The sequence below is a fragment of the Acinetobacter sp. SCLZS86 genome (genome assembly GCF_021560715.1).
Lineage (GTDB): Bacteria > Pseudomonadota > Gammaproteobacteria > Pseudomonadales > Moraxellaceae > Acinetobacter > Acinetobacter towneri_A.
This window is the reverse complement of the sequence record NZ_CP090864.1, coordinates 2,864,229-2,881,533: the sequence shown is the minus strand read 5'-3', so window position 1 is coordinate 2,881,533 and position 17,305 is coordinate 2,864,229. Positions and strand designations below refer to the sequence as shown.

General features: G+C 43.7%; 14 protein-coding genes. 13 read left to right on the top strand and 1 reads right to left on the bottom strand.

The window, feature by feature from the left end:
* Window positions 1–4 precede the first annotated feature (4 nt).
* The 5 genes from ftsI (at window position 5) to LZP46_RS13785 (ending at window position 6,745) form a co-directional block, all read left to right on the top strand.
* Window positions 5–1,828, top strand: a complete 1,824-nt coding sequence (gene ftsI, locus LZP46_RS13805; RefSeq protein ID WP_236094137.1) for a penicillin-binding protein PBP3 — start codon at window positions 5–7, stop codon at window positions 1,826–1,828.
* Window positions 1,829–1,838: 10 nt separating this feature from the next.
* A complete protein-coding gene (locus LZP46_RS13800; RefSeq protein ID WP_236094136.1) occupies window positions 1,839–3,332 on the top strand; it encodes a UDP-N-acetylmuramoyl-L-alanyl-D-glutamate--2,6-diaminopimelate ligase in 1,494 nt (497 codons plus the stop codon).
* Window positions 3,333–3,341: 9 nt separating this feature from the next.
* The gene (locus tag LZP46_RS13795; RefSeq protein ID WP_236094135.1) at window positions 3,342–4,751 is read left to right on the top strand and encodes a UDP-N-acetylmuramoyl-tripeptide--D-alanyl-D-alanine ligase; all 1,410 of its coding nucleotides are present in this window, start codon (window positions 3,342–3,344) and stop codon (window positions 4,749–4,751) included.
* Window positions 4,752–5,870, top strand: a complete 1,119-nt coding sequence (mraY, locus tag LZP46_RS13790) for a phospho-N-acetylmuramoyl-pentapeptide-transferase (protein ID WP_230245476.1) — start codon at window positions 4,752–4,754, stop codon at window positions 5,868–5,870.
* Window positions 5,871–5,941: 71 nt separating this feature from the next.
* Window positions 5,942–6,745 (top strand): putative RNA methyltransferase, encoded by an 804-nt coding sequence (locus tag LZP46_RS13785; protein ID WP_236094134.1) that lies wholly within the window; start codon window positions 5,942–5,944, stop codon window positions 6,743–6,745.
* A gap of 106 nt (window positions 6,746–6,851) precedes the next feature.
* On the opposite strand, the gene ponA is transcribed toward LZP46_RS13785, so the two are convergent.
* The gene (gene ponA, locus LZP46_RS13780) at window positions 6,852–9,401 is read right to left on the bottom strand and encodes a penicillin-binding protein PBP1a (protein ID WP_236094133.1); all 2,550 of its coding nucleotides are present in this window, start codon (window positions 9,399–9,401) and stop codon (window positions 6,852–6,854) included.
* A 169-nt stretch (window positions 9,402–9,570) separates the two neighbouring features.
* On the opposite strand from ponA, the gene LZP46_RS13775 reads away from it, so the two are divergent.
* The 8 genes from LZP46_RS13775 to LZP46_RS13740 are packed head-to-tail and all read left to right on the top strand — an operon-like array spanning window position 9,571 to window position 17,284.
* Window positions 9,571–10,629 (top strand): pilus assembly protein PilM, encoded by a 1,059-nt coding sequence (locus tag LZP46_RS13775; RefSeq protein ID WP_236094132.1) that lies wholly within the window; start codon window positions 9,571–9,573, stop codon window positions 10,627–10,629.
* Window positions 10,629–11,264, top strand: coding sequence for a PilN domain-containing protein (locus LZP46_RS13770; RefSeq protein WP_236094131.1), 636 nt, complete (start codon window positions 10,629–10,631; stop codon window positions 11,262–11,264). Before LZP46_RS13775 ends, LZP46_RS13770 begins: the two co-directional genes overlap by 1 nt.
* The gene (locus tag LZP46_RS13765; protein ID WP_236094130.1) at window positions 11,261–12,031 is read left to right on the top strand and encodes a type 4a pilus biogenesis protein PilO; all 771 of its coding nucleotides are present in this window, start codon (window positions 11,261–11,263) and stop codon (window positions 12,029–12,031) included. The genes LZP46_RS13770 and LZP46_RS13765 overlap by 4 nt, the downstream gene beginning before the upstream one ends.
* Complete coding sequence (locus tag LZP46_RS13760; RefSeq protein ID WP_236094129.1) at window positions 12,028–12,552, top strand: pilus assembly protein PilP; 525 nt, start codon at window positions 12,028–12,030, stop codon at window positions 12,550–12,552. The genes LZP46_RS13765 and LZP46_RS13760 overlap by 4 nt, the downstream gene beginning before the upstream one ends.
* Window positions 12,553–12,612: 60 nt before the next feature.
* The gene (locus tag LZP46_RS13755; protein ID WP_236095226.1) at window positions 12,613–14,751 is read left to right on the top strand and encodes a type IV pilus secretin PilQ; all 2,139 of its coding nucleotides are present in this window, start codon (window positions 12,613–12,615) and stop codon (window positions 14,749–14,751) included.
* A gap of 37 nt (window positions 14,752–14,788) precedes the next feature.
* Window positions 14,789–15,331, top strand: coding sequence for a shikimate kinase AroK (gene aroK / locus LZP46_RS13750; protein WP_070153522.1), 543 nt, complete (start codon window positions 14,789–14,791; stop codon window positions 15,329–15,331).
* Window positions 15,332–15,349: 18 nt separating this feature from the next.
* The gene (gene aroB / locus LZP46_RS13745) at window positions 15,350–16,429 is read left to right on the top strand and encodes a 3-dehydroquinate synthase (protein WP_236094128.1); all 1,080 of its coding nucleotides are present in this window, start codon (window positions 15,350–15,352) and stop codon (window positions 16,427–16,429) included.
* Window positions 16,430–16,438: 9 nt separating this feature from the next.
* Complete coding sequence (locus LZP46_RS13740) at window positions 16,439–17,284, top strand: hypothetical protein (RefSeq protein ID WP_236094127.1); 846 nt, start codon at window positions 16,439–16,441, stop codon at window positions 17,282–17,284.
* Window positions 17,285–17,305: the final 21 nt, after the last annotated feature.

The following is a 17,305-nucleotide window of genomic DNA, read 5'->3' as shown; positions in this document are numbered from 1 at the left end:
GCACATGGTCGATACGCGCAAAAAGCAAACCCGAAAGAAACAGCAATCGGTAACTGGAAAAAATGCCATTCATGTAGAAATGTGGCGTTTTTACTTAATGTGGGCTGTGGTACTGCTAGTGTTCGTGGCACTGGTGGGGCGTGCGTTTTATGTGCAAATTGTGAACCATAACTTTTTACAAAACAAAGCCAATGCCAATATTTTAAGAACAGAAAAGCTCAAAGCCATGCGTGGGGTGATTTATGATCGCCACGGTGTGCCTTTGGCAATTAGTACTCCTGTAATGAAAGTGGTGATTGATCCACGTGATTATTTTGACAATAAAAAGTTGTTTGATGAAATTACCGCAGAGCTGGAGAAAAATCCGACTAGCCGTAAATTGCAGCGTCAGTTACCAGATAAAAACTTAAATTTAGATGAACTGGCCGATGCGGTTGGCATGGATCGTCAGGAACTCAAAAATAAAATGAATGAGCGTCCGCGTTCACGTTATTTGGTTTTACAAAAAGAAGTGCCACCGCAACAGGCAGAACTGATTTTAAAACGCAATTTCCAAGGGGTATATACCGAAAAAAACTATAAGCGTTATTACCCTCAGCCACAGCCAAATGCACAAATTATTGGTTTAACCAATAGTGAGGGCACAGGTATTGAAGGCTTGGAAATGCAGTTGAATACTCGTTTGGCAGGCGTGGATGGCGAACAGCAAATCGTGCGCGATAAAAAGGGTAACCGTGTCAAAGACCCAGAAGTGGTGAGAGAGGTTGAACCGGGTGAAAATATCACCTTAAGTATTGATTCACGTTTGCAGTACATTATGTACCGTGAATTAACCGCAGCAGGGGTGGCCAATAATGCACGTTCGGCAACTGCTATTGCGGTGGATGTCAAAACAGGTGAAATTCTGGCAATGACCAGTTGGCCATCGTACAACCCGAACGACAAAAAAAGCTTATCGAACAAAGATGCGATGCGTAACCGTGGCGCGGTGGATTCCTTTGAACCAGGTTCGACCATGAAGCCTATGACTGTGGCAATGGCACTGGAAAGTGGCAAATATTCACCGAATACCGTGGTCAATTTAAGTGGTGGCTCAATGCGGGTTGGCAACCATACCATTCGTGATACCCACAACTATGGCTCACTGACTTTGGCGGGGATTATCCAAAAATCGTCAAACGTGGGGGTGGCGAAAATAGCTTTATCTTTACCGTATGCTACCTTACCGACTTTTTATAAGCGTTTAGGATTTGGTGCGCGTTCGGCGGTGAAATTTCCGGGTGAAAGCGCAGGTTTAATCTTGCCGCCAAGCAAATGGAATGTGTCCGAAGTGGCGACCATGTCTTATGGTTATGGTTTGAATGCCACTGTGCTGCAATTGGCAGATGCTTATGCCATGCTTGCCAATAAAGGTGTAAAAATGCCGCTGAGTTTATATAAATTAGAAGAACAGCCCAAAGGTGAACAAATTGTCGATGCTAAAATTGCTGACCAAGTTCTACTGATGATGGAAGCGGTAACTTTGCCAGGTGGTACAGCACGTCAAGCCAATATTCCAGGCTATCGAGTTGCAGGTAAAACGGGTACAGCACATAAACTTCGTGCAGACCGCAAAGGCTATTCACAGACCGAATATCGTGCCTTGTTTGCTGGGGTTGCGCCAGTCAGTGATCCGCGTTTAGCCATGGTGGTCGTGGTGGAAAATCCAAAAGGACAGTATTATGGTGGTTTGGTGGCAGCGCCAGTATTTGCTCGTGTGATGCAAGAATCTTTACGTTTAATGAATGTACCTTTAGATAAACCTTTAGAAACTCCCAACATCCAATAACAGGTGACGCATGTCTATCAGCTTTCAACATATTTACCGCAGTTCTCGCGTTGCAGATTGGATGACACAAGACTTTCAGGGCTTTCAGCTCGACAGCCGCCATGTTACACCAGGGCAAATTTTTATTGCCCTGACCAGTTTGTCTCAGCCTGAAAAAACCGCTCAATTTGCACAAGCCGCTTTAGATCAAGGGGCTTTGGCGGTGATTTCGGAAACTGAACTGGCAGTTGCCAATAATTTGGTGGTGCCCGATGTGCGTCAGCGCATGGGACACTGGCAAAAACAATATTTACAAGCGCGACAGCCCATACCTTTGGCACGTATGCTTGCCGTCACGGGGACCAATGGTAAAACCACCATTTCACGTTTAATTGCCGAATTGTTGATGTTGCAAGCTAAACGCTGTGCGGTAATGGGTACCACGGGCAACGGAATTTTGCCTAATTTGGAAGTTTCTACGCATACCACTTTAGATGCCTTGCAGCTGCAAAATGCTTTATACAGCTATGCACAACAAGGCGCAAAATTTGCCGCAATTGAAGCCAGTTCACACGGTTTAGAGCAAGGGCGCTTAAATGGTTGCGATATTGAAATTGCGGTATATAGCAACCTGAGCCGTGACCATTTGGATTATCACGGGACTTTAGAGGCGTATGCTGCAGCCAAAGCGATGCTGTTTCAGTTTGCCAGTTTAAAAGTTGCCATTATAAATTTAGATGATGAATATGCAGGCATCATGTTGCAAGCGGCTCAAGAGAATCCTGCTCAACCAAAAATTTTAACTTATTCCACGCAGCAGGCGGCAGATTATCAAGTAGAGCAGATTGAATACAGTCTGAATGGTGTGCGTTTCCATCTCCAAACTGCTACGGCAGAATATGTGGTGCAAAGTCCTTTGCTTGGACATTTTAATGTTGAAAATTTGCTGGCGAGTTTAATTGCCGCAGAGCAAGCAGGTTTTGCATTGCCAGATTTAATCCATACAACTGCACAACTCCAAGGCGCACCGGGGCGCATGCAAGTGTTACGGGATGCAGATCGTTTATTTGTAGTGGATTATGCGCATACGCCCGATGCCCTTATTCAGGTGCTGCAAACTCTAAAACGTCATGTCAGCGCACAGCTTTGGGCGGTGTTTGGCTGTGGTGGAGATCGGGATCGTGGCAAGCGCCCACTCATGACCCAAGCGGCATTAGATTATGCCAATGTTGTGCTTTTGACTTCAGATAACCCGCGTACAGAAGATCCTTTACAAATTTTTGCCGATATGCAAACTGGTGTCGATTTGTCGGTAGCACAGAGCCATGAAATTCATGATCGTCGTGAAGCGATTAAATATGTCGTCAAACATGCACAATCGGGTGATATTGTCTTGATAGCAGGCAAAGGCCATGAAAATTATCAAGAAATAGATGGGGTAAGACACTGGTTTGACGATGTGGTTGAAGTGCAATCTGCGATTGATGCACAACATTGTTCAGCTACTGCTTATCCTGCCCAATAAGGAATTTGTATGCACACTTCCACCACCAGTACCGCAATTTTAGACCCTTGGACTGCCGAACAACTCAAACAAGCAACACAGGGTTATTGGTTTAATGGGCAAACACCGCAAGGCGAAATTCAACGTATTTTGACCGATTCACGTCATGCCAAAGCAGGCGATGCCTTTTTGGCTTTAAAAGGTGAGCGTTTTGATGCGCATGACTTTGTGGCACAAGTGGCGACACAGGGCTGCTCTATGGCAATTGTCAGTCAGCCTGTAGATGCGGATATTTGCCAATTGGTTGTACCTGATACTCGCTTAGCTTTAGGACACTTGGGTGCCTTTCGTCGTCAGCAACATCCACAATTAAAAGTAATTGCCTTAACAGGCAGTAGTGGCAAAACTACCACCAAAGAAATGCTGGGTAGTATTTTGTCGCGTTTGGCACCGACTTTAATTACTCGTGGCAACCTGAATAATGACTTGGGTGTGCCGATGATGTTATTGGAGTTGAATGCAAGCCATCAATATGCAGTGATGGAATTAGGCGCCAGTCATCAAGGTGAAATCGATTACACCTCAAACTTGGTGCAGCCGCAGGTGGCAGGCATTATCAATATTGGTACTGCGCATTTGGGTGAGTTTGGTGGACGTGAGGGCATTTGTCGGGCTAAGTCTGAAATTTATGCACATATTGCCCCACAAGGCACGGCCATTGTCCCTGCTGCCGATGATTTTGCCGAACAGATTCAGCAAGCGGTTCAGTCGGAACAGCGTCTAAGTTTTGGTGAAGGCGGTGATGTATTTGCGACAGACATTCAGTTGCAGCCACAATCGGCAAGTTTTTGTTTAAATACCACGCAAGGTGTGCGTCAGGTTCATTTACCCTTTGCAGGTGAACACAATGTACAAAATGCCACGGCAGCTGCTGCTTTTGCACTGGCAATTGGCGTAAGTTTAGATGATATTGTCGCAGGCTTGGAGCAGGCACAAGGCGCAAAAGGGCGCTTAAACTTTATTCATCATGGCACGCATTTGTTCATTGACGACACCTATAATGCCAATCCAACCTCTATGCGTGCTGCAGGCGAAGTCCTTGCACAGCAAACAGGTGTGCGAGTTATGGTCATTGGTGATATTGGTGAGCTGGGCAATAGTGCAGCACAACAGCACTATATGTTGGGGCGTGACTTGGTGTCTATTCGTGGCATCAATTTTGTGGTGGCGGTCGGTGAATTTGCACCTGCGACCCACGAAGGTGCGCGTAGTACCCAATATGGAAAAAAATTACAGGCTTTTGTCACTCAAGAACAAGCCTTGCCGTTTTTAATTGATCTGGTAAAAACACATCAACCTCAGTCCATGAGTTTCCTATTTAAAGGTTCTCGTTATACCCATATGGAAACGTTGATGGCTGCATTGATGGAGAAAATTTAAATGCTGTTATGGTTATTTGAACAGCTGGCGGGCTATAACAGCTCGTTTCAGGTGGTTCGTTATTTAACATTACGTTCATTACTGAGTGTCTTGACTGCGCTTGGCATCGGTTTGGTGCTAGGCCCTGTGATGATTCGTAAACTGCAAGCATTAAAATACGGTCAAGCAGTCAGCTCTTATGCACCTGAAGGGCATGCCAAAAAAATGGGTACACCAACCATGGGTGGGGTATTAATCCTGCTTTCCATTGGTATTTCGACTCTATTATGGGCAGATTTATCTAACCCTTATGTCTGGATTGTACTGGCGGTCATGGTCATTTTTGGCGCTGTAGGCTGGGCAGATGACTGGATTAAAATTCGTTACAAAGACAATGCGGGTTTGCCTGCACGTAAAAAATTCTTCTGGACTTCGGTGGCCTCATTGGGTGCGGGTATTGCATTGTATGTGATTGCAAGCCAACAACCAAATCCTACACAAACCGCAGATATGTTGGATGTGTTGATTCCATTCTTTAAAGATTTCAGCATTCCTTTATCTTTGATTCCACTCGGTGTTGGCTTCATTATCTTTACTTATTTGGTGATTAACGGTGCCTCAAATGCGGTAAACCTGACTGATGGTTTAGATGGCTTGGCGATTATGCCAATCGTGTTGGTTGCGGCCGGTTTAGGTGTATTTGCCTACTTGGCGGGGGATGTTCGTTTTGCCGATTATCTGCACATTCCTTATGTGAAATATGCATCCGAGTTAGTGGTGATTTGTGCCGCGATGATTGGTGCAGGCTTAGCCTTCCTGTGGTATAACGCTCATCCTGCACAAGTCTTTATGGGCGATGTCGGTGCGCTATCTTTGGGGGCAATGCTAGGTACGATTGCCGTCATGGTACGTCAGGAAATCGTATTTGCGATTATGGGTGGTGTGTTTGTGGTTGAAGCGATTTCGGTCTTCCTGCAAATTGGTTCACTGCGCATGCGTAATAAACGGGTATTCTTAATGGCGCCGTTGCATCACCACTATGAAAAGAAAGGCTGGCGTGAAACCCAAGTGGTGATTCGCTTCTGGATTATCACAATTATGCTGGTGGTTTTAGGTTTAATGACCTTAAAATTACGTTAAGCCTATGCAACCAAAAATTTTAAAAGTCGGCACTCGCCGACTTTTTTATGTCGTCCACTCTGGAGAAAATGATGAATTTGCTGATGTGTCCTGTATGTCGTCAGGTATTGCAACTGCATGATAGAACATGGCGTTGTGCCAGCAATCACAGCTATGATGTTGCGAAACAAGGCTACGTCAATTTACATGTGGTGCAGCATAAGCACAGTAAAAATCCAGGGGATACACCTACTTCTGTGCAGGCACGCCGTGCATTTTTAAGTGCAGGGCATTATGCACCCTTGCAACAGGCAGTGGTGCAAAAAATTCGCACGTTACGCATCGAAAATTTGTTGGATATTGGTTGTGGTGAAGGTTATTACACTGCTGCCATGCAAGGCGAAGTGTTGCAGTGTGTCGGGGTGGATATTGCCAAGAATGCCGTACAAGTAGCGGCAAAACTGAATCCTGCAGTGACTTGGGTGGTGGGGACAGGAGCAACTTTGCCTGTTTTGGAACATTGTATTGATTTATGTGCCAGCCTGTTTAGCCCAATTCCGCAACAGGAAATTTTACGGGTTTTAAAAACACAAGGTTATTTGTTGGTGGTGACGCCTGCGCCTGAGCATTTATTGGCGATGCGTCAAGCTTTGTTTGAAGAAGTGAAGCCGCATGAGCCTGAAAAATTTATTGCGCAATTGCAAGACGCCTTTGATTTGGTAGAGGCTAGCGTGGTGGAAACACCATTACAACTCAATCAAAATGATTTAAATCATTTAATTGCTATGACACCTTATGCCTATAAAGCCAAAGCAGAGCGCCGTCAGGCGTTGGAACAGCAAACCCAGTTTGACGTGACAGCACAGCATCAAATTTATCTGTTTCAGAAAAAGTAAGTTTGAGTACTTCTGTAAAATTCATACTTTTGCAAAAACTGAATGCCCATAAAAAAAAGCCCTCATCTTTGTAAATGAGGGCTTTTTTCTGACTGCTTGTCTGTTGTTACAAGACTTCGTCAATTAAGTTTTCTAACGCATCGGGAGCAGGTTTGGCTGCATTGGGTTTGGAAGGGCTGTTGTTTGGCGCTTGCATGGCAGGCGGTGCAGCGTTTTCAGGAATTAACACTTCCTCGCCTGGTAAGTCGTCAAAATCTCGCTCAGGCGCACGTGCTGGCGCAACAGGTACAGGTCGATACAGTGGACGTGCCAAAGGCGGTGAAGCACGATAATCCTGCTGTTGTTCTGCATTCATTTGATTGAGTTCACGTTGTGGCGCTTTGGCTTTGCTGTCTAAACTGACCCATGCTTCAGGTGTGCCTTTAAGTGCATTGCCCATAAAATCTGTCCAAATTGGCAGCGCTGCGACACCCCCATATTCACGACGTCCTAAAGTGGTAGGTTGGTCAAAGCCGACCCAAGCTACAGTCACTAGTTTGCCGTTAAAACCTGCAAACCAAGCATCTTTGGCGTCGTTGGTGGTTCCTGTTTTACCGCCAATATCGCCACGACCAATTCTCAGCGCAGCACGTCCAGTACCATGTTGAATTACGTCACGTAAAATATTGGACATATCATACGCCGAGCTAGATTTTAAAATACGTTGTGCCTGTTTGTACTGACTACGCTCTGCCAATAAGTTCGGATCCTGTTCAGCTTGTGCCAGTTTTTTATTGGTCACTTCAATCACTTCATCATCGGGCGTGGTGGCTTCGGCACTTTCAAGCGTTTGTTCTTTGGAATTAATACAAGCAATACACGCATATTCAGGATTGGCTTGATAAATCACCTTGCCATAAGCATCTTCAATACGGTTAATGAAGTGCGGTTGAATACGGTAACCACCGTTGGCAAAAGTGGCATAGCCCGTTGCCATTTGAATAGGCAAAACTTGTGGTGTACCCAATGCAATGGTGTAGTTACGCGGAATCTGATCTTCCTGCAAACCAAAATCCATAAACAATTGGCGAGTTCGTTCAATACCCACATCTTGCAATAAACGTACCGAAACCGTGTTACGAGATAAATAGAGTGCACGACGTAACGGAATCATGCCTAAATGGCGACCATCGGAGTTACGTGGTGACCATTTACCAATGGTGATTGGACTGTCATTGACCATGGTGTGTGGTGTCATACCGCGCTCTAAAGCCAGTGCATACACAAAAGGTTTAATGGTCGAACCCGGTTGACGCCAACCTTGTAAAGTACGGTTGAATTTGGATTGATAGAAATTATATCCACCCACCAATGCTTCAATGGCGCCGTTATTCGGGTTAATTGCGACCAATTGACCTTGCACTTTTGGTACTTGTACTAATGACCAAGCGGTTTTATTTTCATTTGGACGTAAACGGACAATATCTTTGACTTTTACAATCTGTGCCGCGCGACTTGGCGCATTGCCTACACTGTTAGCATTGCGATAGGGGCGCGCCCAAGACATACCTGACCACGGTACAGTAACCGTTGTGCCATCTTGCATTATCGCTTCAAAAGAATTATTCAGTACTTTGCTAACTTGCGCAGGGTAGGTATTGGCATAAGCACGAAACTCATGCAGAGGCTTGTCATGTGCCTCTGCACCACGCCATCCGTGACGACGATCATAGGCTTCTAAACCTTCTTGCACCGCCTGTTCAGCATACATCTGACGTTTGCTGTCTACCGTCGTGTAAACTTTATAGCCCGAATCAACCGCTTGTTCGCCAAATTTACTGACCAGTTCAGCACGTACCATTTCTCCAATATAGGGATGTTTATTGCTAATGCTACGGTCTGGCATATCTAAATTAATGGGTTCAGCAATGGCTTTTTGGTACTCATTTTGGTTGATATAGCCCAGTTGCAACATGCGTCCTAAAATCCAGTTGCGACGCTCTAAAGCACGTTCAGGATTGACGACAGGGTTATAGCGTGACGGTGCTTTAGGTAAGCCTGAAATCATCGCCATTTGTGCAATCGACAGTTCTTCTAAGCTTTTGTTGTAATAAATTTTGGCAGCGGCCGCGATACCATAAGCATTTTTACCCAAAAAGATTTTATTAACGTATAAGGTTAAAATTTCTTCTTTGCTCAGGTTTTGTTCAATTTTACGTGCTAAAAAAATTTCGGTCAGTTTACGCTTTAAAGTGCGTTCAGGGCTTAAATAATAATTTTTCGCAACTTGCATGGTAATGGTAGAGCCACCAGTTTGCACGTTGGAGCCTGTTACCGCCTCGCTCACCGCGCGCCCTAAGCCTTTAAAGCTAATCCCACTGTGTTCAAAAAAGGCAGAATCTTCGGCTGCCAAGAACGCAAAAATGAATTTTTCAGGAATATGTTCATAATCGACAGGCACAGAAAGCTTGCCGCCATACTCGGCAATCAGCTCATTATCGGCACTATAAACCTGCAACGGTTTTAATAATGGCGCTTTTTTTAAGGTGGTCATTTCTGGCAAAGATGGGGTAATATAGAGATACATGCCATAGAAACCCATCGGTATTGCGACCAAAATTATAATTATGATCAAAAAAAATGGATGAACACGACCCGAACAAGATAGCTTTTTCATAACAAGTGCGTTTTAATAAGCGCTAATAGCAAACTAATTGCTGGTCAGTATAGCGAGTAGATTTACGGATTGTTAGATGAATTATTGTATCCGTAAAAAATTATAGACCAGCGCGGATTAGTAGGTTAAATTTTTTTGGGGATAAAAAAATAATAGGAATGGTATTATCGTGCGTAGGTTATATCGTAAGCCAAGTAAGGGGTTAATAGGTGTAGATATTAGTTCTACTTCTGTTAAGTTATTAGAACTCTCTGTTAAGAATGGGAGATATTGGGTCGAAAGCTATGCGCTGGTCCCACTTTCAGAAGGCAGTGTGGTTGAAAAAAACATTCTCAATCCAGAAGCAGTCGGGGATGCACTTGAGCGTGCATTGAACTTAGCAAACACGCAATCTACATCTGCAGCATTTGCAATTCCAACCTCAATGGTGATTACCAAAATCATTGAAATGGATGCAGATATGACCAGTGATGAGCGTGAAGTTCAAATTCGTATGGACGCCGAGCAATATATTCCATTCCCATTAGATGAAGTCAGCCTAGACTTTGAAGTCCAATCAGACCGTTTAGCCAATCCAAACCGCGTCAATGTGTTACTCGTTGCGACACGTTTAGAAAACGTCGAAGCACGAGTAGAAGCATTAGAGTTGGGTGGTTTGAAAGCCAAAATTGCCGATGTCGAAAGTTTTACCATCGAAAATGCCTTTAAAGTGTTCTCCGATACCCTGCCAATGGGTGTGAACACTATTGGTATTTTGGACATTGGTCATAGCATGACTACCTTGTCGGTGCTGCAAAATAACAAAATTATTTATACCCGCGAACAAACCTTTGGTGGTAAGCAGCTGACACAAGAAATTCAAAACCGTTATGGTTTGTCCTACGAAGAAGCAGGTCGCGCGAAAAAAAGCCGTACTTTGCCAGATGACTACGATGTAGAAGTGCTCGAACCGTTCTTAGAGGCGGTGGTGCAACAAGCTGCACGCTCACTGCAGTTCTTTTTCTCATCTTCACAATTTAACGAAATTGATCACATTTTATTGGCAGGGGGGAATGCCAATATTCCAGGTCTTGCGAAGTTGTTGCAGCAAAAACTGGGCTACCGTGTGACCATTGCCAATCCATTCTTGCAAATGGGCTTCTCTCCACAAATCGACATTAAAAAAATTGAAAGTGATGCACCGTCATTGATGGTGGCATGTGGTTTAGCAATGAGGAGTTTTGATTAATGGCAAAGATTAACTTACTCCCTTGGCGCGATGAGCTAAGAGAAAAACGAAAAAAAGAATTTATTGTATTTTGTATTGCAGCGGCTGCTCTTGGGGTGTTATTGGTGACTTTAGCGTGGTTCTTCTATAACGCGAAGTTAGAAGATCAAGAACAAGCCAATCAATTGGTGATCAGCACCAACCAAAACCTAGATGTACAATTAAAATCTTTAGAAGGCTTGCAAGAACAGCGTAATGCTATTGTTGAGCGCATGAAGCTTATTCAGGGCTTGCAAAGTCAGCGTCCAATTGCTGTGCGTTTAGTGGATGAATTGGTGCGTGTGACACCAAGCAATATGTACTTAACCAAAGTGAGTCGGACAGGCAATAAATTTACTTTTGAAGGTAAGGCTGAAAGTCCAAATACAGTGGCTGAATTCTTGCGTAATTTGGAAGCATCGCCTTGGTATCGCAATGCATTTATGAATTCATTCTTAGCCAAAGAAGAAAACAAAGAAAAAGCACCAAGCTCTGTGGTTCCTCGTGTAGAGGAAAGTTACGGTACTTTCGTAGTGACTTCAGATTTAGAAGATATTGCAATTCCTGTAACACCAACAGAACCTAATCCAACATCAGCAGCGGGGGCAGCACAATGAGTCTCGATGAATTTGATGAAGTAAATCAGGATGCTGCTGTTGCTCCGAAAAAGAAAATGACCGTTGAAAAGTTTTTTCAACAGTTCAATACCCTAGATCCAAACAATTACGGTGCTTGGCCGCTTTCGGTCAAAATTACCTGCTGGATTTTTATTATTTTCCTGATTTTGGCTTTAGGTTATTTTGTCGTGATCAAGCCAAAGTTAGATGCCATTGCAGCAGCACATACACAAGAACAAAACTTGTTAAATGAATTCCGCGAAAAAGATTCTAAATTGCGTAATTTGCAGCAATATCAAGCACAATTACAAGAAATGGAAGCGAACTTTAATCAACAACTTGAACAATTGCCAAAAGAAACTGAAATTCCAGGATTGGTTGAAGATATTAACGTCACTGGCGTGAATTCAGGTTTAAAGTTTAAAAACATTCGTTTAGAGAATGAGATTAGGCAAGAGTTCTTTATTGAACAGCCAATTTCAATTGAAGCAACAGGTGATTACCATGCCTTTGGTTCATTCGTGAGCGGTACAGCAGCATTGCCGCGTATTGTGACCATGCACGACTTTGAAATTGTAGCGACTGAAAATACAGACAAGAAAACTGATATTCCGCAAGTAACCTATAAAGCGCAAGCAAAAACTTATCGTTATGTAGGCAGTGCAGATGCGCAAACTACAATGGAAAGCAGTGCAACCGATACTGCTGCGAATAGCGAGAAGAGTAATAAAAGAGTAAATAATACTGCGAAAAGGGGTAAAAAATGAAAATTAAAAAGCTTTCGTTGGCTCTGATGGCGACTGTATTGATGGTAGGTTGTGATTCTCGGATTGATGCTGTGAATACACAAATGGCTGAAATTCGTAATCAGCCGCCACTGCCAATTGAACCTGCACCTGTGTTTGAATCTGCACCAACTTTTAACTATGCAGCACACCAGCTCAAAAGCCCATTTTTGCCTAGTTCATTGGCGGCAGAGCTTAAAATAATGGCAGGGAAACGCGTTTATCCGAACCTTGCTCGCCAGTTACAACCGCTGGAAAATTACGCACTTGAATCACTGACCATGAAAGGCAGTATGCGTCAAAATGGTCAAATTTTGGCATTGATTCAAACACCAGACGGTGAAATTGAGCGTATCCAGCGTGGTAGCTATATGGGGGTAAATCATGGTCGTGTAGTAAATATCACACCTACACAAATTGATTTAATCGAAATTATTCCAGATGGTCGTGAAGGTTATGTAGAACGTCCAAGAAGTTTAGTTTTAATTGGGCCTGCGCCATAAATTAAAGGAATAAAAATGAATAACAGTGTGAAAGATTTTATTTTTGGGGATGGTAATACAATGAACAATTTGTTCCGTCAGTTTTCAATGGGTGCAGTCGCAATGGCCGTGATGCAAGTTGCCAATGCCCAAGTCAGCATTACCAACATCGTACCCATGCAAATTCCGGGGCAAGGCACCGAAATTCGTGTGATGTTTAATGGTTTGCCACCTCAACCTGCTGCATATCAGCTCGAACAACCTTCCCGCTTGATTCTAGATTTTGATAAAGCACAACAAACCCTGAAACAAAACAGTGTTGCTGTTGCGACAAAAGAAGCTAGCTCTGTAGAGATCAGTTCAGATGCACAGCGTTCACGTTTAACTGTGAACTTAGCAGATGCGGGGGCATTCACCACACGGGTTGAAGGCAACACCTTTATTTTAAAAATCAACTCAAAAACGGCTACCCCTGTGGCTGCCGTGACTGCTCAACGTAGTGCGCAAGGCGTTTCCAATATTGGTTTCCAGCGTGGCGGTGAAGGTGAAGGTCAGGTGGTGATTGATCTACTCGGTAGCAATACGCCTGTAGATGTACAGCAGCAAGGCAGCAAAATTGTGGTACGTACTTTAGGCAATAAAGTACCTGCACATTTGGCACGCCGTTTAAATGTCAATGACTTTGCAACGCCTGTTTCGACCATTGATGCACACAATGATGGCAGCAATGGCGTGATTACTATTCAGGCTGCAGGCAGCTATGAATATATGGCGTATCAAGCAGAAGACAAACTAACGATCAGCCTCAAACGCCCGGTTGATAAAAACCTGTTAAAACCTCGTGCAGCGCAAAGCTATACAGGCAAAAAGATTTCATTGGATTTCCAAGACATCGAAGTGCGTCGTGTATTACAGCTGTTGGCAGACTTTACAGGCATCAATATGGTGGCTGCAGATACAGTACAAGGTAACATTACCTTACGTTTAAAAGATGTACCTTGGGATCAGGCCTTAGATATTATTCTGAAAAGCAAAAACTTGGATAAGCGTCGTAATGGTAACGTCATCTGGATTGCGCCTGTTTCTGAATTGATTAAAGCCGAAGAAGAGGAAGCTAAGGCGATTGCGCAAAGTGTCAAGTTGGCGCCATTACAAACTGAATATATTCAATTGAACTATGCTAAAGCCGCAGATATTGAGAAGCTGATTACTCAAGGTAAAAATGCATCACGTAGTGGTAGTTCAAATACAGGTTCTGGTGCTGACCCATTAGGTGATAGTGTGGGCAGTTTGCTGAGCCCACGTGGTACAGTCTCGGTAGATCCACGTACCAATACCTTAATCATTAATGATACATCGGCAAAAATTGATCAGATTCGTCAAATGATTGATTTGCTTGATGTGTCTGTGAAGCAGGTGATGATTGAAGCACGTATTGTCCGTGCAACCACAGATTTCACCAAAGAAATGGGGGTGAAGTGGGGCATCTTGTCACAAGGGATTACCAACAATAATCACTTGTTAGTCGGTGGTAGTGATACCACCTTGTGGAACTTGCGTGAACCAGAAAAAGATGATGATACGGGTGGTTGGAAGTATGAAATTGAACGTCCGCAAAACCTGAATGTCGATTTAGGAGTGACCAGTGCAGGTGCTAGCCGCATTGCCTTTGGTTTAATCAGTTTATCTGACTTTATGCTAGATTTGGAATTGTCTGCATTACAAGCCGATGGTTACGGTGAAGTGATTTCGACACCAAAAATCCTGACTGCAGACAAGCAAAATGCCAAAGTCGCATCGGGTACGCAAATTCCGTATCAATCTTCTGAGGGTGGGGGTGTCAATGCTGTATCGACCACCGAATTTATTGATGCGACTTTAAGTCTGGATGTGACTCCAAGTATCACACCTGATGGTAAAGTCCAAATGCAATTAAATATCACCAGTGACTCACCAGGTGCAGCAACACCTACAGGTCAGCTCACCATTAACAAGAACGCCGTGAATACCAACGTTTTGGTAGATAATGGTGAAACTGTAGTCTTGGGTGGTATTTTTGAGCAACTAACGGCTAACTCACAAACCAAGGTTCCATTCTTGGGCGATATTCCTTATATCGGACGTTTATTCCGGAAAGATGTTAAGTCGGAAAACAAACGTGAGTTGCTGATTTTTGTTACACCACGAATTGTTAATGACAGCGTTTCAAGAAATCATTAATATATTTTCAATTTAAACAAAATTTATAGGTGACTCCTTGCTAAGCAAAGAGTTTGATACCCTACCAAATATCTATTTGGTAGGGCCGATGGGGGCAGGTAAGACTACTGTAGGACGCCATTTGGCGGAATTGTTAGGGCGTCAATTTCTAGACAGTGATCATGAAATTGAGCGTAAAACAGGCGCTACGATTCCTTGGATCTTTGAAAAAGAAGGCGAACAAGGGTTTCGTGGTCGTGAAACAGCAGTCATTGATGAGTTAACCACACGGCATAAACTTGTACTCGCTACAGGTGGTGGTGCGGTAACTCAAGCCCCGAATCGTGAATTTTTAAAACAACGTGGTATTGTTGTTTATCTATATACTCCTGTTGAAATTCAACTTCAGCGAACCTATCGCGACAAAAATCGTCCTTTACTTCAAGTCGAAAACCCCGAACAAAAATTACGCGATTTGCTTGCAGTGCGTGATCCGTTGTATCGTGAGGTGGCACATTATATTATTGAAACCAATCAGGGTGCCGCACGAGATTTGGCACAAAAAATATTAAATACGATTGTTTCAGAGCAAATATCTTAGGAAGAAAGCGACTTTTTCATGCAGACTTTACATGTTGAACTCGGCGATCGCCGTTACCCTATTTTTATTGGTAGTGATCTTCAACCCCAAGAACTACTTGCACCTTATATTCAAGGGCAGCAAGTCATGATTGTAACCAATACCACGGTTGCAGCTTTGTATTTAAGTCACTATGTGACCGCTGTTGAAGCACTGGGCAAAAAAGTGGCAACCTGTATTTTGCCTGATGGAGAACAATACAAAGATATTCAGCATCTGACTCTTATTTTCGATGCTTTACTTGAAGCGGGTTTTAACCGCGACTGTACAGTGCTGGCTTTGGGTGGTGGAGTGATTGGCGATATGGCAGGCTTTGCTTCGGCAAGCTTCCAACGTGGGGTGTACTTCATTCAAGTACCAACCACTTTATTGTCGCAGGTCGACTCAAGTGTGGGTGGCAAAACCGGGATTAATCATCCACTGGGTAAAAACATGATTGGCGCGTTTCAGCAACCACAAGTGGTGCTGGCCGATATGTCTCAACTGAATACTTTACCTGAGCGCGAGTTGTCTGCAGGCTTAGCCGAAGTCATTAAATATGCGCTTTTGGGGGATGTCGAGTTTCTAGAATGGCTTGAAACGCATATGGAAGCATTAGTGGCGCGTGATCCTGCCGTATTGGCAGAAGCGGTATATCGTTCATGTGCACATAAAGCACGTATTGTTGCTAATGATGAAAAAGAGCAAGGTGAGCGCGCTTTATTGAATCTTGGGCACACCTTTGGGCATGCGATTGAATCTTATTTGGGTTATGGTGAATGGTTACATGGTGAAGCTGTCGCGACAGGAATGGTGATGGCCGCTGATTTATCGCAGCGCATGGGCTGGATTTCTGCCGAAGATCTAGAACGTACAAAAAAAATCATTTCTCGTGCTAATTTACCGATAGTATGTCCGAAAATTCCACTGGATCAGTTTTTGGCTTATATGGCACATGATAAAAAAGTGTTGAATGGTCAATTGCGTTTGGTGCTCATGAAGCAATTGGGTCAAGCCATCATCACCAAAGAGTTTGACTTAGAATTGATGAAACAGGCGATTATAGCCAATCAAGCATAAAGGCAGCATATGACAGCACTGCGTACACACTGGCAAAAAATTCAACAGTCGATTTGGTTGCTGGGCGCGGTGCTGTGTTTATTGGCGGCACTGATTTTTTGGGCGGTGACTGACCGTGACGAACTGGTTGAAATTGAAAAACAACCTGAGTCTGAAATTGAATTGCAAATTCAACCTGAAAAGGTTGCTGCAACCACTTATTTAGGTGGTTTACAAGAAGAAGTTCGACCTTTGGAGCTCACCACGCGATTAACGGCTTCAGGCTTGCATGAGGGTGAATTTCGGGGTACTAAATTTATTCAGGAACAAAAAAATAACAGCACAATTGAATTGTTTCGGGTCAGTGATGAAAACATCATTAAAAGTTTTATTAAAAAGCAAACAGATCGGAGCAAGCTGTTTTATATTCGTTTAAGTGGTGAGGGGCAGTCTGAACAATATGTGATGCTATATGGTAGTTTTGGCAATAAACGCGAAGCTGCACATGCTTTGACAGCACTGCCATTTAAATTTCCTGAAACCATTCAGCCTGTAGTGGTGCAATTTGCAGATTATCGTCCTTATGTCAATGATTTAGGGGCAGATGAAATTGGATTGAGCACTAAATTATATGCAGTAAATTTACGTCCTGCAGCTGTGCCTGTAATCGATGAAAGTGTGTTAGCTCGTCCACCTGCAACCACAACGACTGCACCGACTACGCAGGCTGTTGCCCCACAAAATAGTACCACTAGTACTACGATTACCCGCCGTGATCAGGAGGGTAATGTCGTGGATGTACAAAAATCACAAAGTGGTACAGCGCCTGTTCAGCCTGATGCACCTGAACCTGAAGTGCGCGATCCTTTTAACTAATGTGCGGAATCCTCCATCTAT